Here is a 21843-nt window from a genome sequence, read left to right as displayed (position 1 = left end):
TAAATTTGTACAAACAAAATTAGAAATGAAAAAAACAGCACTATTTGCCATTATAGCATTAACCGCAAGTTGCATTACTGCAACTGCACAAAATAAAAAAAACATGAAAAAGGTATTATTTGTTGTTACCAGTCACGATAAATTAGGTAACACGGGAGAAAAAACAGGATTTTGGACAGAAGAATTTGCTGCACCTTATTACGAATTATTAGATAAAGGAGTAACTATTGACGTTGCTACTCCGCTAGGTGGACAACCGCCTATTGACCCAAAAAGTGAAGATCCATCAGCTGCAACGGAGGATACTAAAAGATTTGATGCCGATACTGAGTTATTGGCAAAACTGAAAAACACAAAAAAATTAGTGGATGTAAAAGAGTCTGATTATGACGCGGTTTTTTATCCTGGAGGTCACGGTCCGTTATGGGATTTGACCACTGATGCAACTTCAATTGCTTTAATCGAAGCATTTTATACAAACAAAAAACCCGTTGCTTTTGTTTGTCATGCGCCTGCCGTTCTTAAAAGTGTGAAAGCAAATGGAGAATTTCTAGTGAAAGGTAAAAAAGTAACTGGTTTTTCTAATACCGAAGAAGCCGCTGTAGGTTTAACTGATGTCGTTCCATTTTTATTGGAAGATGCTTTACAGGCAAATGGCGCAACCTATTCAAAAGGTGCAGACTGGCAGCCGTACGCAGTGGAGGATGGTTTATTGATTACAGGGCAAAACCCGGCTTCGTCCAAATTAGTTGCCGAAAAATTATTAAACCAATTGAATTCAAAAAAATAAAAACATGTTAAATTTCGAATTATACAATCCTACCAATTTAGTTTTTGGAAAAGGACAAATTGAAAAACTTTCCACACTGGTTCCACAAGGAGCAAAAATTCTTCTCGCGTATGGTGGTGGAAGTATTTTTAAAAATGGAATTCACGAACAAGTAATCAATAATTTAAAAGGTTTTGAAATCGTGGAATTTAGTGGAATTGAACCAAATCCACATTTTGAAACATTGATGAAAGCAGTTGCGGTTATCAAAGAACAAAAAATAGATTTTATCCTTGCCGTAGGTGGTGGTTCCGTAATTGATGGGGTAAAATTCATTTCGGCTGCCGTACATTTTGACGGAAACCCAATTGACATTCTTCAAAAAAGAGTATTGACCAAAGATGTCTCTAAAATTATTCCTTTTGGAACTGTTCTGACATTACCGGCAACTGGGAGTGAAATGAATTCCGGTGGAGTTGTTACTATTGAATCTACGCAAGAAAAATTATCATTTGGCGGTAGCGCTTTGTTTCCAAAATTTTCTATTTGTGATCCAACCGTAATTGAATCTTTGCCAAAAAGACAATTGCAAAACGGAGTTGTAGATGCCTACACCCACGTTTTAGAACAATATTTAACGTATCCGCACGAAGGATATCTTCAAGATAGAATTGCCGAAAGTATTCTACAAACCTTGATTCAAGTAGGTCCTGATGTTGTTGAAAAACCTACTGATTATGCTTTGGCGTCTAACTTTATGTGGAGTTGTACCATGGCTTTGAATGGATTAATCCAAAAAGGAGTTCCTTCGGATTGGGCAACGCACATGATTGGTCACGAATTAACGGCTTTGTACGGAATTGATCATGCCAGAACTTTAGCAGTTGTGGGTCCAAATTTATACCGAGTGATGTTTGAAACTAAAAAGGGAAAATTGGCACAATACGGAAAACGTATTTTCAATTTAACTGGAACTGAGGACGAAATTGCAAATGAAGCTATCAACAAAACGGTAGAATTTTTCCATACGATGGGGATGGAAACCAAATTATCCGATTACACTAAAGAGTTTGACAAAACGGCTGATTTCATTGTAAATCGTTTTGAAGAAAGAGGTTGGTTAGGATTGGGAGAAAAACAAAATATTACTTTAGAAAAGGTGAAATCTATTGTTGAAATGAGTTATTAATTCAAATCACCCGATAACTGATAGAGTCAGTATAAAATAAAAGGCGTTCTCATTTTATTGGGAACGCCTTTTAAAATTCTAAATTATAACTAACTAACTCAATTCGCATTATTTTGTTAAATTATTAAACAATAAGTAACAAGAACGAAATAGCGATACTTATATTGTGTTAAAAAACAAAAATAATTAAAATTATTTTTTACTTGTTAGAATTGTAATATTTCCAACACGTTTAAAAATCGACCTTCTTGTTCTAATTTTATTTGTATAATCAGTACTTTTTTAAGTACTTTTGATTAAATTCAATAAAAAAATGGCTGAAAATATAAAATTCGCAGTAATAGGTGGTGGAAGTTGGGCGACAGCGATAGCAAAAATGTTATGCGTAAATCTTACCGAAATTTCATGGTATATGCGCAATGAAGCTGCTATAGAACACATTAAAGCATACAAACACAATCCAAACTATTTGAGTTCTGTAGAATTCGACATCAATAAACTGAAACTGACCAGCGATATCAATGAAGCTGTAGCATATGCAGATTACATCATTTTTGCAATTCCATCTGCTTTTTTGGATGGTGAGTTAGAAAAATTAACGGTTTCATTAAAAGATAAAATCATTTTTTCAGCGATTAAAGGAATTGTTCCGGAAACGAGTTTAATTGTAGGAGAACATTTTCATGTAAAATATGATATTCCTTATTACAACATCGGTGTAATCACTGGTCCTTGTCACGCAGAAGAAGTAGCTATGGAGCGTCTTTCTTACCTTACCATTGCGTGTGGCGATCCCGATAAAGCAAAAACTGTAGCTAAAAATTTATCCGGAAATTATATCAAGACTAAAATTACAGATGATATTATAGGAACGGAATATGCAGCCATGCTTAAAAACATTTACGCTATTGCAGCGGGAATTGCCCATGGTTTAGGCTATGGTGATAATTTCCAGTCGGTATTGATGAGTAATGGGATTCGAGAAATGAAAAAATTCATCAAGAAAGTTCATAGAATGAAACGCAACATCAATGATTCTGCTTATTTAGGCGATTTATTGGTTACGGGTTATTCTATATTCTCCAGAAATAGAATGTTTGGAAATATGATTGGTAAAGGCTACACCGTTAAATCAGCAATGATGGAAATGAGTATGGTTGCCGAAGGATATTATGCTGCAAAAAGCGCATATAAACTCAACCAGGCTTATGGTGCCAAAACACCAATTATAGATGCCGTTTACAGTATTTTATACGAAGGACAGGATGCCAAGTCCGTGTTTAAGAAACTTACTGATAAACTGGATTAATTATCTACAGATTTAATAACCAAACACAATCACTTCATGAGCGAAAGATGGAAATACCAGATTAAAACTGGTGGGATTTGGGGTCTATTTATGACGGTCTTCAATGTATTATTCGACATTAAAGAAATTCCTTTTTCAGAACAGGTTGCTACACCTAATTTTTATATTCGCGCAGCTGCTTATATCCTTGTAGGGATATTTGTTTTAGGGTATTTTACCTGGAAATCCAGAGTTAAACAACAAGCCGCTAAATAATTTTATGAGTGAAAGATGGAAATTCCAACTTAAAAATGGGCTGATTTGGGGATTTATCGTTTCTTTTATCATGGCCGCATTTGACCTATCTGAACTGTCTTTCAAAGATGCTTTTTTGTCCAAAGAAAATCTATTCCGAACACTTTATTTTGTTTTGGCGGGAATATTTATTGTTGGATATTCGAATTGGAAGAAAAAAATAAAAAGAGAAAATAGTGTTGAATTATCTCACGATAACCCCGTCAACAAATAGGATAGGCACTTCTTCAACAAAATCCTCATGGATGGAATGTGCTTTAAAAATGAACTTTTTATCGTATAATTTGTCTCCAATAAAAAACGTTAGCATGAACTCATTGTTAAGTGCCAAAACACTTTTTTCAATCATTTCAATTTTCACCACTGAAACCGCTGGCACTTCTACAAAAGCGTGACGCAAAAGCGATGTTTTCTTCATTTCGCCGTCAATAGTTCCAAAAGCTTTGGAAACCACCATAACACTTTCGATTAAGTAATCGCTATCATTTACTAAATAAGCATACCACACTTTTTCCATGAAATCGTCACTCCATTCTTGAACTACAGCAAGAAATACGTTTTCTACTTCGGGGATGATGATGTCGGCTTTCATTTATTTGATTATTGATTGATGATTAACGATTTTTGATTGCAGATTTAAACTTCTAAAATGCTTCGCCAGTTCGCTTTCGCTTGGGTCAAAAATCGCTAATCTTAATTTTTTATATGCTTGATTTGAATTGCTCTAAGAAACGAACGTCATTTTCGTAGAACATACGGATATCGCCGATTTGATACAACAACATGGCAATTCTTTCGATTCCCATCCCGAATGCAAAACCGTTGTATTCGTCAGGATTAATGCCACAGTTTTTCAAAACATTAGGATCTACCATTCCGCAACCCATAATTTCTAACCAACCAGTTCCTTTGGTAATTCTATAATCGGTTTCTGTTTTCAGACCCCAATAAATATCAACCTCAGCACTTGGCTCAGTAAATGGGAAATAGGACGGACGCAAACGGATTTTTGATTTTCCGAACATCTCTTTGGTGAAATATAAAAGCGTTTGTTTTAAGTCGGCAAAAGAAACGTCTTTGTCAATATACAAACCTTCCACTTGGTGAAAAATACAGTGTGAACGTGACGAAACAGCCTCGTTACGGAATACTCTTCCCGGAGAAATGGTACGAATAGGCGGTTTGTTGTTTTCCATGTAACGTACTTGCACTGATGATGTGTGCGTACGCAACAAAATATCAGGATTTGTTTGAATGAAAAACGTGTCTTGCATGTCACGTGCCGGATGGTATTCCGGTAAGTTTAATGCGGTGAAATTATGCCAGTCATCTTCGATTTCCGGACCTTCAGAAACGTTGAAACCAATGTTTGAAAAGATGTCAATAATTTGGTTTTTTACCAATGAAATAGGGTGACGAGAGCCAATAGTTATTGGTTCAGCCGAACGCGTCAAATCACCATAAAAACCTTTAATTTCTTCTTTACTTTCTAAAGCTTCCTGTATGGTTTTTACTTTGTCTTCGGCAGAAGTTTTAAGCAAATTGATTACTTGTCCAAATTCCTTTTTTTGGTCGTTAGGAACGTTTTTAAATTCAGCGAAAAGGTCTTTTAAAAGTCCTTTGCTTCCCAGAAATTTAATTCGGAATGTTTCTAATTCTGCTGCATTTTGCGTTGAGAAAGCTTGTGCTTCACCAATATATTCTTTTATCTTATCTATCATTTTCATCCAATAATTGAGAGTGCAAATTTAGGAAATTTGTTCCAAGTATACTCTTTAAAGTTTAAAGTTTCCATTCTAAATTGTTAGATTCCTTTTTACTGCTGTTATGCTTCTTTTTAAATCCTAAAAGTTCGTTTAAGCCGAGTATTTTTACTGAACACTATTCAATAAGTTCTCTTTCGAGGAAATAATTCACAATGGCTTCTTTCATTAAAACCGACTGTTCTCCAGCTTTTAAAGGTGGTAATTCCTCTTTTACTTTGTAATGTGGCCAGCCTTCTTCGTCAAAAAACTCAAATTCATAGAAACCATAAGGTTCTAATAACCTGCAAATCGCAATGTGCATCAGGTTTAATTTTTCGTCTTTTTTGTATTCACTGTGTACTTTTCCAAGTTCTTGTACGCCAATTAGATAAATAATAGCGTCAAGATCTAAATCCTCACCTTGAGAAAATTGATTGGAAAGTATATTTACAAGCTGTTCCCAGCGTTCTTTAAGTTGTGTGTCTCTTGACATTTCTTTAATTATGAGTGACAAATTATGAACTATGAGTCCATAATCTATGAAATTATTTTGAGCAAAGATAAGAACTTGAAAATTGGCAATGGTAAAGAACAATTCTTTTATATTTGCACTTTTATTTTTCTTAATTAAGTATCATGGGATTTTTGGATATTGTTTTGGGCGTATTACTTGCTTTTGCTTTATATAAAGGCATTAGAAATGGTCTTTTTGTGGAATTAGCTTCTTTGGTTTCGCTATTGGCAGGAATTTATTTTGCCATAAAATTTTCGTCATTTATCAAAGAAATCTTAGCCGGATTTGTCAAATGGAATCCCAATACAATCCAAGTAATTGCTTTTATACTCACGTTTATACTGGTAGTAATTGGAATATCCCTTTTGGGTAAATTCCTCACCGGAATTGCTGATTTTGCCTTTTTAGGATGGTTGAATAAGATTGGTGGCGGATTCTTCCGGGTGCTAAAAACAATTTTGATAATAGGAATTGTTTTCAAGGTTTTCGAAAAAATAAACTACCATAATTTTTTAGCCAAAAAAGAAACCTTAGACAAGTCTCTTTTTTATAATCCAATCCAAAAAACAGCAGGATTCATGTATCCTTCGATAGAAAATTGGTATGATGATTTGAAGAAGAAGTAATCAGTGGTCAATTGAACACTATTATTTCACTTCTTTAATTGCACTGCTTTCAATCCAGCCTTCGGTTCCATCCGTTAGTTGTACTTTTTTCCATTTTCCAATGGTTTCCCCCACATAGACTTTTGTTCCTTCGTGCAACACAAATATTGGCTGACCGCCATTTCGGGGTTCGCTCTTTACATTGGCCATTTCGGCAAAAACAATAGCTGGTTTTTCAGTATCAAAGTGACTTTTCTCAAAAATGGTAGACGAAACACTGATTAGAATTAGAAAAAAAAGCACAAACATTCCAAAAAAGAAAATCCTTTTAGAAAGTGTAATTTGTGAAAAATAATACCCAATAAAAAACAACAGGAACGCCGTTGCCAGTCCAACAGAAATCCATGCCCACGTATTGTAATGATAGATTCCCGTAAAATCACGAATCAGCTTTGCAAAACCTACTTTTGGGATTACTTTAATTTCATCGATAGTTCGTTTTTGAGCGAATTTCAAGTTGTTAATCGCATCGGTATTATTTGGATTTAAAACCAATGCTTTTTCATAATTATAAATAGAAGGTGCTACTTTATTCAATTTATAATACGCATTCCCTAAATTAAAATACAATTCAGAAGAGTGTTTGCTCTCTGTCAAAACACTTTCATAAGCCGCAACCGCTTCATTATATTTCCCTTTTTGATAATACTCGTTTCCTTTTTCAAAGCCACTTTGGGCAAAGAAAACTTGGGTTGTCAATAATAATATATAAAGTATGTTTTTCATTTTAATGTTATAAGTTGTCGATTAACCATTCTTGCAAATCTACATGAGATTGCTTCGTTCCTCGCAATGACATCGTTGGTTAAGCAATTTGTTTTTCTAAATCTGAAATAATCACTACCGCTTTATCAAAATCCTTTTGTATCGTAACACTTGATGATGGTGCATATCGAGCGATTTCACAGTTTTCCGTAAGTGCAATAAAATCAGTCACCGCTTCAGGATTAGCATTTCTTGACAATAACAATTCTTGAATATTATCTTTACTCATTTCTGAAGTTTCAATATGCAACTTGGCTTTCAAGAAATTATGCATCGCTTTCTCCAACGCAATGTAAAACAGTTCTTTGTTATTGATTTGTTTCTTGGCTTCCGATAAATATTTCTTTGCCAATCTATTATTCATTCGGATTCTGTTTCCTGTAATATCACCATCAATAGCTTCTTTTTTCTTTTTGAATAATACAATTAAAGGCAACATTAAAAATGGAAAAAAGAACAATCCGTAAAATAAATTAGACCCAAAGAAGTCTTTCTTATTCATTGTCAAAAGATTGCTTTTTAACTTTATGAATTTGAATTGCTCTACTTTGTCTATTTTATTCTTATTTGTATCCGTGCCAGAAGCTACTGTTGCATCAGTAGGCGAAGGACCGTCAAGAACATTAATCATGATCTCTTGAGAACTTAGCGTTTTATAGGTTTTGGAACCCAAATCAAAATACGTAAATTTTAATGGTTTTATCGGATAATTCCCTTTGTATTGCGGAACGATGGTGTAGCTGTCCGAAATTTTTCCGGTCATTCCTGAAAGTGGCGTGTTTACTTGTTCGCTATGAACAGCTTCATACATTTCCAGCGCATTGGGAGCTATCGGTTTTGGTAAACTGAATAATTTCAGATTTCCTTTTCCGGTTACACTTACTACTAAGTCCAGGCTTTCTCCGTTTTTTAAATTGGTTTTGGTTGGTGTTACTTTGAAATCAAAATTCCCAACAGCACCCGAGAAATCTTCCGGTTTCCCAGCTTCGGGAAGAGCTTTTACATTTATGGTTTTAGCTCCTGCAGAAACTCTCTTGCTGCCCTCGGTGACAACCATTCGACCAAACATATCCCTGCGATTCGACGGCAATTGAACATCAATATCTAATGACAATGGTTCAATGACCAACTTTCCTGATTTTTGAGGGTACAAAACTATTTTTTTAAGCACAATAAAACGGTATTTCTCCCCTTTAAACATACCTTCTTCAACAACAAATCGTTTTATATCAATGTTCTGACTCCAGAAATCATTGTATTTTGGCTTACTAACTTCGTTAGAATTTGTGACTCCAATATTATAACTGAAATACATTTTATAAACTACCGTAATGGGTTCGTTTACATATGGATTTGTTTTAGAAATATCAGCAACAAGATAAATATTATCATCTGCCGAAACACTGGTATCATTTGGATCTCTGGGCTGTTCCGTTGCAGCGGTAACATTTATTTTTATAGGAGCTGTTTTATAGATTTGCCCGTTGTATTCTATAGCGGCTTGCTTGATAACCAACGTCCCTTTTTGATTTGGCAAAAGAAAATAAGAATATATTTTCTCAAAAGAACTTCTTCCGTTCACCCAAGATTGACTCACTTGCTGGCTTGGTCCGGCAATAATTCTAAATCCTTCAAAAGACGGTTGGACAAAATTATCTCCGTCTACATTCATCATAAAATCGATACGAAGTCTCTCGTTTATACCTAGCGTAGCTTTACTCACTCTAGCCTCAAATTGTACTTGAGCACTAAGTAAATTGCACACCATTAAAACTAGTACTGCTATAAATTTTTTCATTTTCAAATTATCTAATTCAACTACCAATCTTTCTCCGTCTTAACTGGTTTTCCTTGTACTTTTTTGGCGTTTACTTTATCCTGTACCTTCTTTTCTTCTTTATTCACTGCATTCAACAGGTTTTCCAGACGTTCTTTAGAAATTCCTCCGGGAGCTGGTTTTGGCTCTCCATTTTCATTTGGCTTAGGATCTTTATTTTGCTTGTCTTTATCTCCCTTATCGTCTTTCTTTTCTTTATCCTTATTGTCTTTTTTATCTTTTTCTCCGTCTTTCTTATCGTCCTTCTTGTCTTTATCGCTCTTTTTGTCGTCTTTTTTATTGTCATCCTTTGGAGGATTTTCTTTCAGCATTTTTTTTGCCAAAGCATAATTATAACGCGTTTCCTCATCTGTTGGATCGTTCCTTAAGGCATTTTTATAGGCTTCAACTGCTTGCGTATAATCCTTTTCATTCATGAAAACATTTCCTAGATTATGAAAGGCTCTATGTTTTTGTGGTCTTGTTTTTGAATTTTTTAAAGATTTAGCGTATGCAAATTTTGCTTCCGAAGATTGTTTTTGTTTATAAATAGTATTTCCAAGATTGAAAGGTGCAGTTGCTTTATTAGGAAATTTTGAATCCGAAATTCTATAATTAGCTTCGGCATCTACAAATTTATTTTCGGCATATTCCTCGTTTGCTTTAGGCAATATTCTATCTTTCTGTTGTGCGTTTGCAACAAAAGAAAAAAGCAATAACAGATATAAAATTATGTTTTTCATTGTGTTTTTAAATGTAATTGTCAAAGTATACTTAGTGTTTTTGTTCCAATAATGGAGCGCAACTTTATACTTTAAACTTTTTTATTCTCGTTAAATAAATTCAATTTGTTTACCCAACTTGTTTTTCGTTCCAAAAGGAAAATATCCAGAAATAAGAAAACAAAAGCAAAACCTAAAAACCATTGAAATTGCGATTGAAAATCAGCCATTTCTGTCGCTTCAAATTCTGTTTTTTGAATATTATTCAATGCATTCTTAATATATTCAAGGACTTCTTTAGTGTTGTTTCCGTTTACATAACCGCCTTTTGTCGCTTTAGCAATCGCCGTCAGGCTTTCTGGAACTCGTTTCGTTATAACAACCTCATTGTTATTATCTCTTTTGAAACCTTCGACAATTCCATTTCTTTTCAATGGAATCGTGCCTCCTTTTTCAGTTCCTACACCAATTGTAATGATTTTAATTCCTAGTTTATTGGCCTCTTCCGCTGCTTCTTCTGCACCTTCATTATGGTCTTCACCATCAGAAATCATAATCAAGAGCTTGCTCGTTTTTTTATCATCAAAATACGTTGATGATAATTTGATGGCCTCGTTGAATGACGTTCCTACCGAAGAAACCATATCCGTATTCATGCTTTGCAAAAACATTTTTGCAACACTATAATCCGTAGTAATTGGCAATACCGGGAAAGCGCTTCCGGCATACGCCACAATTCCTATTCTGTCGCTTCCCAATTGATTGATAATTTGCGAAACAATTTGCTTGCTTTTATCCAAACGGTTTGGCGCTACATCTTCGGCCAGCATACTTTTGGACACATCCACTGCAAAAACAATGTCGATTCCTTCCCTTTTTACGGTTTCCATTTTGGTACCAATTTTTGGATTTACCAATCCAAAAATTAATCCGGTCAATGCCAAAAGCAATACTCCTAATTTCAAAACCGGTTTAAAAACAGAACTTTCCGGGCTCAGTCTTTTCACCATTTCTAAATCCCCAAATTCGCGCTGTTTTTTTCTTTTCCAATATAAATTGGCCAAAAAAACCAACACCAAAAGTGGCAGTATAAAAAGGAGGTATAAATATTTTTTTTCGTCTAATTCCATAATTTTTTTTAACCGCTAAGTTCACAAAGAAGGCGCAAAGTTTACTAACTATCTAAACTCATTCCCTTAAAGACTTCTAGTCTTTTGTGTTTTTAAATATTATATAAAGCTTTTAAAAACTGTATTTCGCAATCCTAATTCAAACAATAATAAAAAACCGGCTAACCATACAAATGGCCTGAATTTTTCATCATAATCATAAAATTTCAATTCTTCGATTTCAGTGGTTTCTAACTTGTTTATTGTTGCATAAATTTCGGCTAATTTGCTGTTGCTCGTTGCTCTAAAATATTTTCCACCAGTATTATTAGCAATTTTTCTCATCATTTGCTCATCAATCTCCACTTTCATCATTTGGAAAAGAAATTTTCCATTTGGCGCAATAGCATAAGGAAACATCGCCATTCCGTTTGTCCCAATTCCTATTGTATATACTTTTATTCCGTATTGTTTTGCAATGTCAGAAGCTGTATCCGGTTCAATAAATCCGGCATTATTTACCCCGTCAGTCATCAAAATAACCACTTTACTCTTTGCTTTACTGTCTTTTAATCGGTTTACGGCAGTGGCCAATCCCATTCCTATTCCCGTTCCGTCCACTAAAACATTATCGTATTTTATACTTCTGATAGCATCCAGAATAACCGCTTTATCGCTGGTTACCGGTGTTTTTGTATACGCTTCCGAAGCATACACCACAAGCCCAATTCTATCGTTTGGTCTTTCTTCAACAAAGTCTGACGCCAGTTTTTTAAGTGCTTGCATTCGATCCGGTTTCAAATCTTTGGCAAGCATACTTCCAGAAACGTCAATTGCCATAACAATATCAATTCCTTTGGTCGTTTTTGTTTTATTACTTACATCAACTGTTCTTGGTCTCGCCATAGCAATAATTAAAGAGCACAAAGCCAGAATTCTAAGTACATTCAACATCGGCTTTAGCTTTGTTAAATACGACTTGGAACCTTTAAATCCTTGTAACGAACTTATCTTTAATGTGGCTGATTGATGGTTCTTTTTCCGTAACAACCATACAATTGCTACTGGAATCAGAAGAAACAACCAAAAAAACTCTGGGTTTAAAAAAGTTACTTTAGTCATTATTTACTTGCTTGTTTTAATTCGACAGAGTTCAAAACTCGTTCTGATATTTCATTTGCATAGGTATCTCCTTCTTCATGAAAAAGTAAAATCTGTTGTAATCCACCTTCCTGACTAAACAGTAATGCTTCATAATACATTTTTGCACTTGACTTATCATCTCCATTAATTTGCGAAAAAGTACCATAGGCTTTAATTCCTTTAACCCCTTCTTTGGTTTCAAATTCCTCTTGCTTCACAATCATATTTTGTGCGCCTTGAGCTTCCATTGATTGCAATATTCCATCCATAGATTTAGCCAAATCTATTTGTGTCTCCTGTTTAAATTTTAAAGTAGAAACCATCAGATAAAAAGGATCCAAAGCACTTCCATACGCAAAAGACTGCATTTCTTTGATCAAAGCCATTCCATCTTTAGGAAGTGTTTTTGTCAAATCTACTCTCTTAAGCACTTTTGGTGTTTCTATAATAACTCCTGGATTTCCATAATCACTTTTTACCCACTCTCCTTCCAATAATTCTTTGGTAGGATGACCAATGATATTGTCTTTTACATAACTAAATCCTTTGGTTACAATGAAAAAAGTTGTGGTCGCTGCCAATAAAAATACAACAGATGCTACGGCAGTAACAATACGTTTATTTCTTTGTTTACGCAATTGAATTTGTATCTGCTTTTGTCTTTGCGCTTCATTCAACAACACATCTTCTTCAACTGGTACTTCCACAGGAATTGAATTGTCTAATGTCAGAATTGCTTTTTGAATCTTATTTCGATCCTCGGTAATTTCAAAATCCAGTGGTTTTGACTTGGCAAATTTTACTAAATCGGCTTGTTTCAAAACACGCTCCAGATTTTCGATGATTTCCTGTGAAAGCGTCATTTTCTTTTTGACAGAAGCCGCTCTAAGTCCTTGAATCAATTCTGAAGTCGTACTTTCCATTGCTGGAATTTCTATCGCTTCTTCGATATAATTTCTGGCTATATCCGTCAATTCACTATAATATGCTTTGACTTCCCCTTTTTGCCAAAGTTCTTTTTTCTCTAAAGTATCCAGCAAACTAGTCGCTTTCTCGATTGGCGTTTTATAGATTTCTTCCTGTAGTTTCTTTTCTTGGCGTTTTTTAATGAACCAATAAATAAACGCTCCAATACCAATAATCAAAGCAAAAATTAACAGGTATTTCCACCAGTCGCCTATTGGATTATCTGCTGGTGCAATGTCCTTAATGTCGAACATTTTTTGTTTCAAAGTATCCACTTGAACATTTGCCACTTCAACCAAAAGCGAATCCGTCATAAACGGTTTGCTGTCGATAAAAATCTTTATACTTGGAACAACATATCTACCGGAATCAAATTGGGTTAAACCGTATTTTTTGATTAATTCATAACGGCCATCCATTTTCACAGTATCAATAGGATATGACTGAATCACCTCTAAAGCACCAAAGTTTTTTAGTTTTGGAAAAATCACTTTTGAAGCGGTATCTACCGTTGTTTTTATAGACAGTTTAAACTCGGCACCAATTTTATTTTTAGTTGTATCAATGCTCGTAACTACTTGTTTTTGTTGTGCAAAAACAGCTGTAGAAAGCAGTAATAGTAGTAGGTATAATTGTTTTTTCATCTTTTATTATTGAACCTCTTTCGATTTTTGACTGAGGATTAACGATTTTTGATTTCAGATTTGATCCCGAAACTTCGATTCGCTTTTCATCAAAAATCTAAATTTATTTCAGATTTGTTTTAGCTGTTTTAATACTTGATACGAAAATAGAAATTAGCTCATTAGCCTCAGTTTTTGCAATAGTTAGATTTGTTAAATCGGACGTTAAATTTGATTTTTCAATAATTTTTAAACAAACAAAGCTTTCTTTTAATTCTTTTAAACAAATGCCCATTTTATGAATAAAATCTTTACTGCTTTCTGCACTTTGTGCCTCTCCATAATTTAAAGCAGGAGAAGTTCCAGATCTAATTATTTGCCCAGCAAGATGATTCCCAGCATAGTTTTTTTCAAATTTGCTTGCAACGATTATTATTGTTGCTGCAAAATCTATCAATCTATTTTCTAATTCTTGCTTATTCACTTATTAAGTTTATATTTTTATTTTACCCGTTTAAAATCTATTTCCCACTTCTACAAAATCTGAAATCAAAAATCGTTAATCAAAAATCTGAAATCATCATCTCGATTTAAAGTAACTCAGCAATTTCGTCACATAACTTTCGTCAACTCTAGTATTTACAACACCTGAACCTGATTTGCTGAATGTTTCTTTAAAATAGTTAACTTTATCGTGGTACTGTTTTTCATAATTCATTCGCACTGCTTTCGAACCGGTATTTATCAATTCGATTGCTCCGGTTTCGGCGTCAAGCATAGAAACCATTCCTAAATCCGGCATTTTTTCTTCTCGAATGTCGTATACGCGAATCCCTGTTATATCATGTTTTTTAGAGGCTATTTTTAATGTTTGCTCGTAATCTTCCGACATGAAATCAGAAATTACAAACACAATCGCTTTCTTTTTTTGAGTTCCCGATAAAAATTTCAAGGCTTGGGCAATATCTGTCTTACGACTTTTAGGCTGAAATTCTATCAATTCTCGAATGATTCGAAGTACGTGTGATCTTCCTTTTTTTGGCGGAATGTATAATTCGATTTCATCCGAAAACAAAATCAAACCTATTTTATCATTGTTTTGAGTTGCCGAAAAAGCCATCGTTGCAGCAATCTCCGTAACAATATCTTTCTTGAATTGATTTTTTGAACCAAAACTTTCTGAACCTGAAATATCAACCATTAACATCATGGTCAATTCACGTTCTTCCTCAAAAACTTTTACGTGCGCTTCGTTGTAACGTGCGGTTACATTCCAATCAATCGCACGAATATCATCTCCGTACTGGTATTGACGCACTTCACTGAACGTCATTCCACGTCCTTTGAAAGACGTATGATACTCTCCCGAAAAGATGTGATCGCTCAATCTTCGGGTTTTGATTTCTATTTTCCGTACTTTTTTTAAGAGGTCTTTTGTATCCATTTCTTTAGTAATTAGTAATTAGTGAATAGTGAATAGTAACCAACCAAGGCTAATTACTATTCACTTATTACTATTCACTTTTAGGGTACTTCTACTTCGTTTACGATTTTGTTTATGATGTCTACTGAAGTAATATTTTCGGCTTCGGCTTCGTAGGTAACTCCAATTCTGTGACGCAACACATCATGAACTACAGCACGAACATCTTCTGGAATTACATAGCCACGACGTTTGATAAAAGCGTAGCATTTTGCGGCATTCGCCAAATTGATACTTCCACGTGGCGACGCTCCAAAACTGATTAATGGTTTCAAATCAGCCAATTTATATTTCTCTGGGTAACGTGTGGCGAAAATGATATCAAGTATGTATTTTTCTATTTTTTCATCCATATAAACCTCACGAACCGCTTCTTGAGCACGTAAAATTTGTTCTACTGAAACCACAGGATTTACTTTTTCGTAACTCCCTTTTAGGTTTTGACGAATCACTAAACGCTCGTCTTCCATTTTTGGATAATCAATAACTGTTTTCAACATGAAACGATCGACTTGAGCTTCAGGCAGTTGGTATGTTCCTTCTTGTTCAATTGGATTTTGAGTCGCCAAAACCAAGAATGGTCGGTCTAATTTGAAAGTAGTATCACCAATAGTCACTTGCTTTTCCTGCATGGCTTCCAGTAATGCCGATTGTACTTTGGCAGGCGCACGGTTAATCTCATCGGCAAGGACGAAATTAGCGAAAATTGGTCCTTTTTTTATCGAAAATTCATTGGCTTTAATATTATAAATCATAGTCCCCACAACATCGGCTGGCAATAAATCCGGGGTAAACTGTATTCTGCTGAAAGATCCTTGTACCGCTTGTGAAAGAGTGTTTATCGCTAATGTTTTTGCTAATCCGGGAACTCCTTCCAGCAAAATGTGCCCCTGACCCAAAAGTCCAATTAACAAACGCTCCACCATATGCTTTTGACCCACGATAACCTTGTTCATTTCCATTGTGAGAAGGTCTATAAAAGCACTCTCTCTTTCTATTTTTTCATTGATTGCTCTGATGTCTAAAGTCGCTGTATTTTCTTCCATTTTATTATTTTTAAAACCTTGAATTTAATGCCCTCGTTTTGATGGTGCAAATTGAATTTTTTTTTAGAAGTAAGATGTTAAAAAATGGTTAAAACTTCGACAAAAGCCCTAATTTTAAGGACGAATTATGATACAATTTTTATATTTTTAAGAACTTTGAAAAATATACCTTGAAATAGCAGATTAATGAATTTCAATAAAAAATAAAAACCATGAATAAAACAAAATTATCACCTATTGTAGCGGGTGTCATGAATTGGGGAATATGGGATAAAAATCTCAATACCAAAGAAATGGAAAACATGATTAATGTATGTTTGGAAAACAAAATTACTACTTTCGATCATGCCGATATATATGGTGATTATACCACCGAATCTGATTTTGGAAAAGCCTTTGCATCTAGTAAAATTGCCAGAGAAAAAATACAATTAATCTCCAAATGTGGTATTCAAATGGTGACGGAAAACCGCATCAACACTATAAAACATTATGAATATTCCAAAGATTATATTATCTGGTCCGTTGAAAATTCATTAAAAAATCTACACACTGATTATCTGGATGTTCTTTTACTCCATAGACCCAGCCCGTTAATGCAAGCGGATGAAATTGCCGAAGCAGTTTTGAAACTAAAATCAGATGGTAAAATCATTGATTTTGGTCTTTCTAATTTCACGGCTTCACAAACCGAATTGATCCGTCAAAAAACAGAAATTTTGTACAATCAAGTGCAGTTTTCGGCCACTAATTTTGAGCCTATGGTGGATGGAAGTTTTGATTATATGCAAGCAAACAACATTCGCCCGATGTCTTGGAATCCGCTTGGATCCGTTTTTAGAGAAGACATTCCACAAACCAGACGTTTGAAAAAATTACTGGCGACCTTAGTTTCAAAATACCATTTTGGCTCCGATACTATTTTGCTTTCCTGGATTTTAAAACACCCTGCTAATGTGATTCCTATTGCCGGAACAGTAAATGTGGCCCGAATTCAATCGCTGATGAAAGCGGTCGAATTAGAACTAGACAAAGAAGATTGGTTTGCTATTTGGGCAGCAAGCATGGGAAATGATGTAGCCTAGAATTAGTGTTCATTTCAGCAACTTTAGAATCTAAAATAGAAAAAAACTCATGACTAAAACAGCCTTAGTGACTGGAGCAACCAGCGGAATTGGTAAAGCAACAGCACAAATATTAGCTAAAAATAATTATAAAATTATTCTTTGCGGACGCCGTGAAGATCGTTTAATTACTCTTGAAAAAGAACTTTCAGCATTTACTGAAGTACATACTTTGACCTTTGATGTTCGGGATAAAAAAGCGGTTTTTGAGAGTATCAATTCCATTCCGGAAGCTTTTTCTAAAATTGATGTTTTAATTAATAATGCCGGAAATGCCCATGGTTTAGATCCTATTCAAAACGGAGATTTAGACGATTGGGACGCCATGATTGACATCAATGTAAAAGGGCTTTTATATGTTTCAAAAGCTATAATTCCACAAATGATTGAACGAAAATCAGGTCATATTATCAACATTGGTTCCATCGCCGGAAAAGAAGTATACCCAAACGGAAACGTTTATTGCGCCTCCAAACATGCTGTTGATGCCTTGAACCAAGCCATGCGCATGGACTTAAATCCTTATGGAATTCGGGTGGGAGCAATTCATCCTGGCGCAGTAGAAACCGAATTTAGCGAAGTGCGTTTCAAAGGCGATACAGACAGAGCGGCCAATGTTTATAAAGGTTTTGAGCCATTACATCCAGAAGATATCGCTGATATTATTCATTTTGTAGTTTCCAGACCGTATCATGTAAATATTGCCGATTTGATGGTCTTGCCAACAGCACAAGCCGCTGCTACAATTTTAAAAAGAGATATTTAAAATTGATTTTTAGATTGTTGGATTTTTAGATTATTTAGAGAGTCTAAGAATCCAACGGTCTAAGAAATCTAAAAATCTAATTGTATGATCAACAAACGCATTCTTATTAAAAACCTGCTCGCTCACAATGATGAGAGTAGTTTTTATGATAAAAAGCGCCAGTTGAATTTGCATACACGGGAAGGAAAAGCAAAGTTTTTAAAACACATTTGCGCGCTGTCCAATTCAAATCCCACGAACAATTCCTATATCGTTGTGGGTGTTGAAGATCAAGACAACACTATCGTGGGCGATGACTTTTTTGACGATAGTAGGATTCAGAATTTAGTGAATGCCTACCTGGAAAATCCTCCGAAAATTCAGTACGAAAACGTGCCTTTCCCAAACTTGCCGAAAGATAAAGTTATTGGGTTGGTAACGGTCAAGCCAAAAAGCAAAACTTCCCATTTCAAAAAAGGAATTCACACGATTCCTGCCAACAGTATTTTCATACGGCGAGGCAGTAACACGATGCCTATTGAAGGCGAAATTGAAAAGAATTACCAGAATACGGAAACCGTAATTGGCATCGAAAACAACTCTCGAAACAGCATCGAATACACACTAGATGGCGTGATTGATTTTATGAATTTTCGCCACAAGGATATGGCGCCAAAGTATAAAGTATTCAAAGAATTATTTGTGATTTGCTGGGCAGGAATTGCAAAAAAATCGCGGGAAAAAACCTATTTATCACGTGTGGATATCGAACTGATCAATGAACAAATCAAGCTGTTTTATTCGGCTCAGGATGTGGTCGAAATTGTTTATAATGAAGATACTTTCACTATTATTGAATATGTTCCTTTGGGTTTGAATGACAAAACAAGCTATTATCCTTTAGAAAAACAAACGATTCATTTTCATGATAATGGCTATTATAAAATAGAAAGAGAGATGCTTTTTCAGCCGCCGGAATTCAACAAAAAAATGTTATTTCATATTTACAATGCCAATATTACTTTGCTGAACAAACTCCAAAAAGGACTTTCATTATCTGAGCGGGAACACAAAGATTTAGAAAACTTGCCCTCAACATTTATGATTTGTTACCTCAACGGTTTTGAAGAAGCCAAACAAAAACTGATAGATGCAAAAACACTGATAAAACCTTTCAACCAAGTGTATTTATCGTTTAAAGAAGCATTACGGATTTTGAGAAAGATGAAATATGATGTACAGTAACTACACTTATTTTATAGGTTCTACACGGCAAGAAAATCCAATATATAAGCATTAATTTCTTTTTTCTGCCTTTTATTTCCTCTGTCATTCATGTCATTATGAATGGTATTGGAGAGTTTAATAATTTTAATTCCGAACTTTTTCTGCTCTTCAACAGTAGGTAAAACTCCCTCGTCAGCAGGCTGGTCGCTGGAACGAAGCGAGTAGATTTTAGGCTGAAAAGTTCTGGGTAATTCCATTCTGCGGTTATCTAATGAAATTATTTTATTGGCCAAATTCGGGTATTTATGAGCAAATAAAACCGTCATATCACCTCCATTGGAATGTCCAACTAGGTTTACATGATTGAAATCTAATTCTGGTTTTATTCTTTTCAGTTCATTAAGAACAAACAGGATATTCTCTGCTCCTCTTTCCCAATTTGATCGTCGTACCACTTGAGGAATTCCTGTCAAAGGCAACAAATCATCGGTTGGTAATTCATGCTGGATACTCACTACAAAATAGCCTTTGGACGCTAACTTCTTCGTCAGATAGGAATACGATTTATTTGCGCCCGGTTTATTTTCTCCATAACCGTGACTCACAATTACCAATTGTTGATTTGAAATTTTATCCTCTACAATTGGGGAATAAAACGCAACCGGAATCAACCTGTTTCTGGAACTGTCCAACCAACTGGCACTATCTGATTTGACCTCAAATGCTTGGTTATTGACTTTAGCATTGGTTGTGTTTTTATGGGATGTACAACTTAACAAAAAGAAACAAAACAGTATTTGCAGGTATATTTTCATATGAATTTGGAGCATTTATCTGATTGAAAATGGTTTTTAAAATGACAGTATTGATTTATTATTCTAAATCAAAGCCAATAATTCTTTTAAAACCTGACAGATCATTTTAGCCAAAAGTAACGATAACGCAAGAAGTGCACTCATTTTATAGTGGTTTATTTTTTGTAAAGTTAATCTTAAAAAATAAAAAAAACATCACCTAAAACAGTGATATTTTGTTCCCTGATTAAAACAGCATTCTGAAGAAATTCCTATTCTGTTTTTCATAAAAATTACAATCTTTAAAATACCGTTCCTTTTAATTTATTTAAAAAAATAAGTTAAAGTAGCATACTTCATCACTCTTTTACTTAATTTTATGACTTGGAAACAGCGTTATTTTTTGGCTGTTTTTACACTAATAAAGAACATTCAGTACATGAGAACACTTGTTATAGGCGATATCCACGGTGGTTTACGAGCATTGCACCAAATTATGGAAAGAGCCAACGTTACTAAAAATGACACTCTGATTTTTCTGGGAGATTATGTTGATGGCTGGAGCCAATCCCCTCAGGTACTCGATTTTATAATTGATTTAAAAACCAAACAAAACTGCGTTTGCATTAGAGGGAATCATGATGATTTATTGCTGGAATGGCTTGACGAAAGTAAAGACAATCTGTTGTGGTACAAACATGGTGGTGAAGCGACTGTTTTGGCCTACGAATCCGTTAGCGCAGAAACAAAGCAAAAACATATTGAATTCTTGAAATCATTAGAAAATTTTTATCTGGACGAGCAACGCCGTTTGTTTGTTCATGCTGGTTTTACCAATATGAACGGTGTCGATTTTGAATATTTTCCCGGGCTTTTTTATTGGGACAGAACCTTATGGGAAACAGCTTTGGCATTAGACAAAACCCTGAAAACGAATGACATTTTCTACCCAAAACGTCTTACGCTATACAACGAAATTTATATTGGTCACACGCCCGTTACGCGAATAGGCGAAACAACCCCAATTCAAAAGGCAAATATTTGGAATGTGGATACTGGCGCTGCCTTCAAAGGTCCATTAACCATTATGGATGTTGACACTAAGGAATTTTGGCAAAGCGAACCCTTGAATCAATTGTATTTTGACGAAAAAGGAAGAAATTAGGTTTTATTGCGCTACTTTTGCACCCACTTAAAAAATTAAAAGTATGAAAAAGATTACCACATTAGTATTGCTATTGACAGTTGGTTTGATCAATGCACAGGCTTTCAAAGGAAAAGGAGATGTTAAATTTGATGTTGGAGGTAACTTTCAAAACGGAGGATCTGGAATTCGTGTTTCTTCTGATTTTGGAGTTGGAGAAAACATGTCATTCGGATTCGTTACTTCTTATTTGTTATCCGTTTCTAATGATGATTTAGGAAACAAACCTGATTTTGGAGACAGAGTAGATATTAAAGGACGATTCAATGCAAACTTGGGGAATGTTTTTCAATTTGATCCAAAGATGGATATTTACCCGGGATTGGATTTAGGGCTACGAAATTTTGGTGCGCATTTAGGATTCCGTTATTTCTTTACCGAAGGTTTTGGTATTTTCTCCGAAGCTGGAATTCCAATCGCAACTTATAAAACGGATGCCGTAGGTTTTGATAAATTAAACAACCAGTTTACGTTTAATATTGGCGCTTCTTTCAATCTGTAAAAAGATTATTTGCAACGTTTACGAAGCAATTTGAATAAAAAAAGGCAATTTGAACTATTCAAATTGCCTTTTTTAGTTTGTTTTATTTT

At 34.7% G+C, this 21843-nt stretch carries 24 protein-coding genes; 11 read left to right on the top strand and 13 right to left on the bottom strand.

The genetic code is table 11. The features are described from left to right. Positions 1–25 precede the first annotated feature (25 nt). The 5 genes from CLV00_RS04965 to CLV00_RS16380 all read left to right on the top strand — a co-directional run bounded on the left by CLV00_RS04965 (position 26) and on the right by CLV00_RS16380 (position 3775). Positions 26–790 (top strand): type 1 glutamine amidotransferase domain-containing protein, encoded by a 765-nt coding sequence (locus CLV00_RS04965; RefSeq protein WP_199074760.1) that lies wholly within the window; start codon positions 26–28, stop codon positions 788–790. Positions 791–794: 4 nt separating this feature from the next. After that, positions 795–1958, top strand: a complete 1164-nt coding sequence (locus CLV00_RS04960) for an iron-containing alcohol dehydrogenase (protein WP_099714091.1) — start codon at positions 795–797, stop codon at positions 1956–1958. 313 nt (positions 1959–2271) lie between these two features. Continuing rightward, positions 2272–3267: an NAD(P)H-dependent glycerol-3-phosphate dehydrogenase gene (locus tag CLV00_RS04955; protein WP_099716241.1), complete on the top strand. Its 996-nt coding sequence runs from the start codon at positions 2272–2274 to the stop codon at positions 3265–3267. Positions 3268–3303: 36 nt separating this feature from the next. Continuing rightward, positions 3304–3522 (top strand): hypothetical protein, encoded by a 219-nt coding sequence (locus tag CLV00_RS04950; RefSeq protein WP_099714090.1) that lies wholly within the window; start codon positions 3304–3306, stop codon positions 3520–3522. Between the two features lie 4 nt (positions 3523–3526). Beyond that, positions 3527–3775: a hypothetical protein gene (locus CLV00_RS16380; protein WP_099714089.1), complete on the top strand. Its 249-nt coding sequence runs from the start codon at positions 3527–3529 to the stop codon at positions 3773–3775. Here the strand turns inward: CLV00_RS16380 and CLV00_RS04940 are convergent. From CLV00_RS04940 to CLV00_RS04930, 3 genes are all read right to left on the bottom strand, one after another. Beyond that, positions 3746–4153, bottom strand: a complete 408-nt coding sequence (locus tag CLV00_RS04940; RefSeq protein ID WP_099714088.1) for a hypothetical protein — start codon at positions 4151–4153, stop codon at positions 3746–3748. The two genes, CLV00_RS16380 and CLV00_RS04940, sit on opposite strands and share 30 nt — an antisense overlap. A 109-nt stretch (positions 4154–4262) precedes the next feature. Continuing rightward, positions 4263–5282, bottom strand: a complete 1020-nt coding sequence (gene pheS, locus CLV00_RS04935) for a phenylalanine--tRNA ligase subunit alpha (protein ID WP_099716240.1) — start codon at positions 5280–5282, stop codon at positions 4263–4265. 160 nt (positions 5283–5442) lie between these two features. Next, positions 5443–5799: a hypothetical protein gene (locus CLV00_RS04930; protein WP_099714087.1), complete on the bottom strand. Its 357-nt coding sequence runs from the start codon at positions 5797–5799 to the stop codon at positions 5443–5445. Positions 5800–5942: 143 nt separating this feature from the next. On the opposite strand from CLV00_RS04930, the gene CLV00_RS04925 reads away from it, so the two are divergent. Beyond that, positions 5943–6446, top strand: a complete 504-nt coding sequence (locus tag CLV00_RS04925; RefSeq protein ID WP_099714086.1) for a CvpA family protein — start codon at positions 5943–5945, stop codon at positions 6444–6446. 21 nt (positions 6447–6467) lie between these two features. Here the strand turns inward: CLV00_RS04925 and CLV00_RS04920 are convergent, their stop codons facing one another. The 9 genes from CLV00_RS04920 to CLV00_RS04880 form a co-directional block, all read right to left on the bottom strand. Beyond that, positions 6468–7211, bottom strand: a complete 744-nt coding sequence (locus CLV00_RS04920) for a tetratricopeptide repeat protein (protein WP_099714085.1) — start codon at positions 7209–7211, stop codon at positions 6468–6470. A gap of 79 nt (positions 7212–7290) precedes the next feature. After that, entirely contained in the window at positions 7291–9048 is a 1758-nt protein-coding gene (locus tag CLV00_RS04915) for a BatD family protein (protein WP_099714084.1), read from the bottom strand. Between the two features lie 20 nt (positions 9049–9068). Next, the gene (locus CLV00_RS04910) at positions 9069–9809 is read right to left on the bottom strand and encodes a tetratricopeptide repeat protein (RefSeq protein WP_099714083.1); all 741 of its coding nucleotides are present in this window, start codon (positions 9807–9809) and stop codon (positions 9069–9071) included. A gap of 71 nt (positions 9810–9880) precedes the next feature. After that, positions 9881–10918: a VWA domain-containing protein gene (locus tag CLV00_RS04905; protein WP_099714082.1), complete on the bottom strand. Its 1038-nt coding sequence runs from the start codon at positions 10916–10918 to the stop codon at positions 9881–9883. Between the two features lie 99 nt (positions 10919–11017). Further along, positions 11018–12019 (bottom strand): VWA domain-containing protein, encoded by a 1002-nt coding sequence (locus CLV00_RS04900; RefSeq protein ID WP_099714081.1) that lies wholly within the window; start codon positions 12017–12019, stop codon positions 11018–11020. Next, positions 12019–13650 carry a hypothetical protein gene (locus CLV00_RS04895; protein ID WP_099714080.1) on the bottom strand — a complete coding sequence of 544 codons (1632 nt, stop codon included), beginning with the start codon at positions 13648–13650 and terminating at the stop codon, positions 12019–12021. The genes CLV00_RS04900 and CLV00_RS04895 overlap by 1 nt, the downstream gene beginning before the upstream one ends. A 103-nt stretch (positions 13651–13753) precedes the next feature. Then, positions 13754–14113, bottom strand: a complete 360-nt coding sequence (locus CLV00_RS04890) for a four helix bundle protein (RefSeq protein ID WP_099714079.1) — start codon at positions 14111–14113, stop codon at positions 13754–13756. A 96-nt stretch (positions 14114–14209) separates the two neighbouring features. Next, positions 14210–15073, bottom strand: a complete 864-nt coding sequence (locus CLV00_RS04885; protein ID WP_099714078.1) for a DUF58 domain-containing protein — start codon at positions 15071–15073, stop codon at positions 14210–14212. Positions 15074–15153: 80 nt separating this feature from the next. Next, positions 15154–16158, bottom strand: a complete 1005-nt coding sequence (locus tag CLV00_RS04880) for a MoxR family ATPase (RefSeq protein ID WP_099714077.1) — start codon at positions 16156–16158, stop codon at positions 15154–15156. A 212-nt stretch (positions 16159–16370) separates the two neighbouring features. On the opposite strand from CLV00_RS04880, the gene CLV00_RS04875 reads away from it, so the two are divergent. The 3 genes from CLV00_RS04875 to CLV00_RS04865 all read left to right on the top strand — a co-directional run bounded on the left by CLV00_RS04875 (position 16371) and on the right by CLV00_RS04865 (position 19272). Further along, entirely contained in the window at positions 16371–17243 is an 873-nt protein-coding gene (locus CLV00_RS04875) for an aldo/keto reductase family oxidoreductase (RefSeq protein WP_099714076.1), read from the top strand. Positions 17244–17292: 49 nt separating this feature from the next. Continuing rightward, complete coding sequence (locus tag CLV00_RS04870) at positions 17293–18048, top strand: SDR family NAD(P)-dependent oxidoreductase (protein WP_099714075.1); 756 nt, start codon at positions 17293–17295, stop codon at positions 18046–18048. A gap of 84 nt (positions 18049–18132) precedes the next feature. After that, positions 18133–19272 carry an ATP-binding protein gene (locus CLV00_RS04865; RefSeq protein ID WP_099714074.1) on the top strand — a complete coding sequence of 380 codons (1140 nt, stop codon included), beginning with the start codon at positions 18133–18135 and terminating at the stop codon, positions 19270–19272. Between the two features lie 20 nt (positions 19273–19292). On the opposite strand, the gene CLV00_RS04860 is transcribed toward CLV00_RS04865, so the two are convergent. Further along, on the bottom strand, positions 19293–20069 hold the full coding sequence (locus CLV00_RS04860) for an alpha/beta hydrolase (RefSeq protein WP_099714073.1): 777 nt from the start codon (positions 20067–20069) through the stop codon (positions 19293–19295). Between the two features lie 418 nt (positions 20070–20487). Between CLV00_RS04860 and CLV00_RS04855 the strand changes: the two genes are divergently transcribed. Together CLV00_RS04855 and CLV00_RS04850 are read left to right on the top strand one after the other, a co-directional pair. Then, positions 20488–21213, top strand: a complete 726-nt coding sequence (locus tag CLV00_RS04855) for a metallophosphoesterase family protein (RefSeq protein ID WP_099716239.1) — start codon at positions 20488–20490, stop codon at positions 21211–21213. Between the two features lie 43 nt (positions 21214–21256). Then, a complete protein-coding gene (locus CLV00_RS04850; RefSeq protein WP_099714072.1) occupies positions 21257–21754 on the top strand; it encodes a DUF6646 family protein in 498 nt (165 codons plus the stop codon). Positions 21755–21843 lie beyond the last annotated feature (89 nt).

This window comes from Flavobacterium sp. 11 (genome assembly GCF_002754315.1).
In the GTDB taxonomy this organism is placed as follows: domain Bacteria; phylum Bacteroidota; class Bacteroidia; order Flavobacteriales; family Flavobacteriaceae; genus Flavobacterium; species Flavobacterium algoritolerans.
The sequence above is the reverse complement of the archived record's forward strand: the minus strand, read 5'-3'. Positions and strand labels throughout refer to the sequence as shown.

Coding starts and splice junctions, on each gene's coding strand:
- CLV00_RS04965 (WP_199074760.1), top strand. CDS start 26: ATGAAAAAAACAGCACTATTTGCCATTATAGCATTAACCGCAAGTTGC.
- CLV00_RS04960 (WP_099714091.1), top strand. CDS start 795: ATGTTAAATTTCGAATTATACAATCCTACCAATTTAGTTTTTGGAAAA.
- CLV00_RS04955 (WP_099716241.1), top strand. CDS start 2,272: ATGGCTGAAAATATAAAATTCGCAGTAATAGGTGGTGGAAGTTGGGCG.
- CLV00_RS04950 (WP_099714090.1), top strand. CDS start 3,304: ATGAGCGAAAGATGGAAATACCAGATTAAAACTGGTGGGATTTGGGGT.
- CLV00_RS16380 (WP_099714089.1), top strand. CDS start 3,527: ATGAGTGAAAGATGGAAATTCCAACTTAAAAATGGGCTGATTTGGGGA.
- CLV00_RS04940 (WP_099714088.1), bottom strand. CDS start 4,153: ATGAAAGCCGACATCATCATCCCCGAAGTAGAAAACGTATTTCTTGCT.
- pheS (WP_099716240.1), bottom strand. CDS start 5,282: ATGATAGATAAGATAAAAGAATATATTGGTGAAGCACAAGCTTTCTCA.
- CLV00_RS04930 (WP_099714087.1), bottom strand. CDS start 5,799: ATGTCAAGAGACACACAACTTAAAGAACGCTGGGAACAGCTTGTAAAT.
- CLV00_RS04925 (WP_099714086.1), top strand. CDS start 5,943: ATGGGATTTTTGGATATTGTTTTGGGCGTATTACTTGCTTTTGCTTTA.
- CLV00_RS04920 (WP_099714085.1), bottom strand. CDS start 7,211: ATGAAAAACATACTTTATATATTATTATTGACAACCCAAGTTTTCTTT.
- CLV00_RS04915 (WP_099714084.1), bottom strand. CDS start 9,048: ATGAAAAAATTTATAGCAGTACTAGTTTTAATGGTGTGCAATTTACTT.
- CLV00_RS04910 (WP_099714083.1), bottom strand. CDS start 9,809: ATGAAAAACATAATTTTATATCTGTTATTGCTTTTTTCTTTTGTTGCA.
- CLV00_RS04905 (WP_099714082.1), bottom strand. CDS start 10,918: ATGGAATTAGACGAAAAAAAATATTTATACCTCCTTTTTATACTGCCA.
- CLV00_RS04900 (WP_099714081.1), bottom strand. CDS start 12,019: ATGACTAAAGTAACTTTTTTAAACCCAGAGTTTTTTTGGTTGTTTCTT.
- CLV00_RS04895 (WP_099714080.1), bottom strand. CDS start 13,650: ATGAAAAAACAATTATACCTACTACTATTACTGCTTTCTACAGCTGTT.
- CLV00_RS04885 (WP_099714078.1), bottom strand. CDS start 15,073: ATGGATACAAAAGACCTCTTAAAAAAAGTACGGAAAATAGAAATCAAA.
- CLV00_RS04880 (WP_099714077.1), bottom strand. CDS start 16,158: ATGGAAGAAAATACAGCGACTTTAGACATCAGAGCAATCAATGAAAAA.
- CLV00_RS04875 (WP_099714076.1), top strand. CDS start 16,371: ATGAATAAAACAAAATTATCACCTATTGTAGCGGGTGTCATGAATTGG.
- CLV00_RS04870 (WP_099714075.1), top strand. CDS start 17,293: ATGACTAAAACAGCCTTAGTGACTGGAGCAACCAGCGGAATTGGTAAA.
- CLV00_RS04865 (WP_099714074.1), top strand. CDS start 18,133: ATGATCAACAAACGCATTCTTATTAAAAACCTGCTCGCTCACAATGAT.
- CLV00_RS04860 (WP_099714073.1), bottom strand. CDS start 20,069: ATGAAAATATACCTGCAAATACTGTTTTGTTTCTTTTTGTTAAGTTGT.
- CLV00_RS04855 (WP_099716239.1), top strand. CDS start 20,488: ATGAGAACACTTGTTATAGGCGATATCCACGGTGGTTTACGAGCATTG.
- CLV00_RS04850 (WP_099714072.1), top strand. CDS start 21,257: ATGAAAAAGATTACCACATTAGTATTGCTATTGACAGTTGGTTTGATC.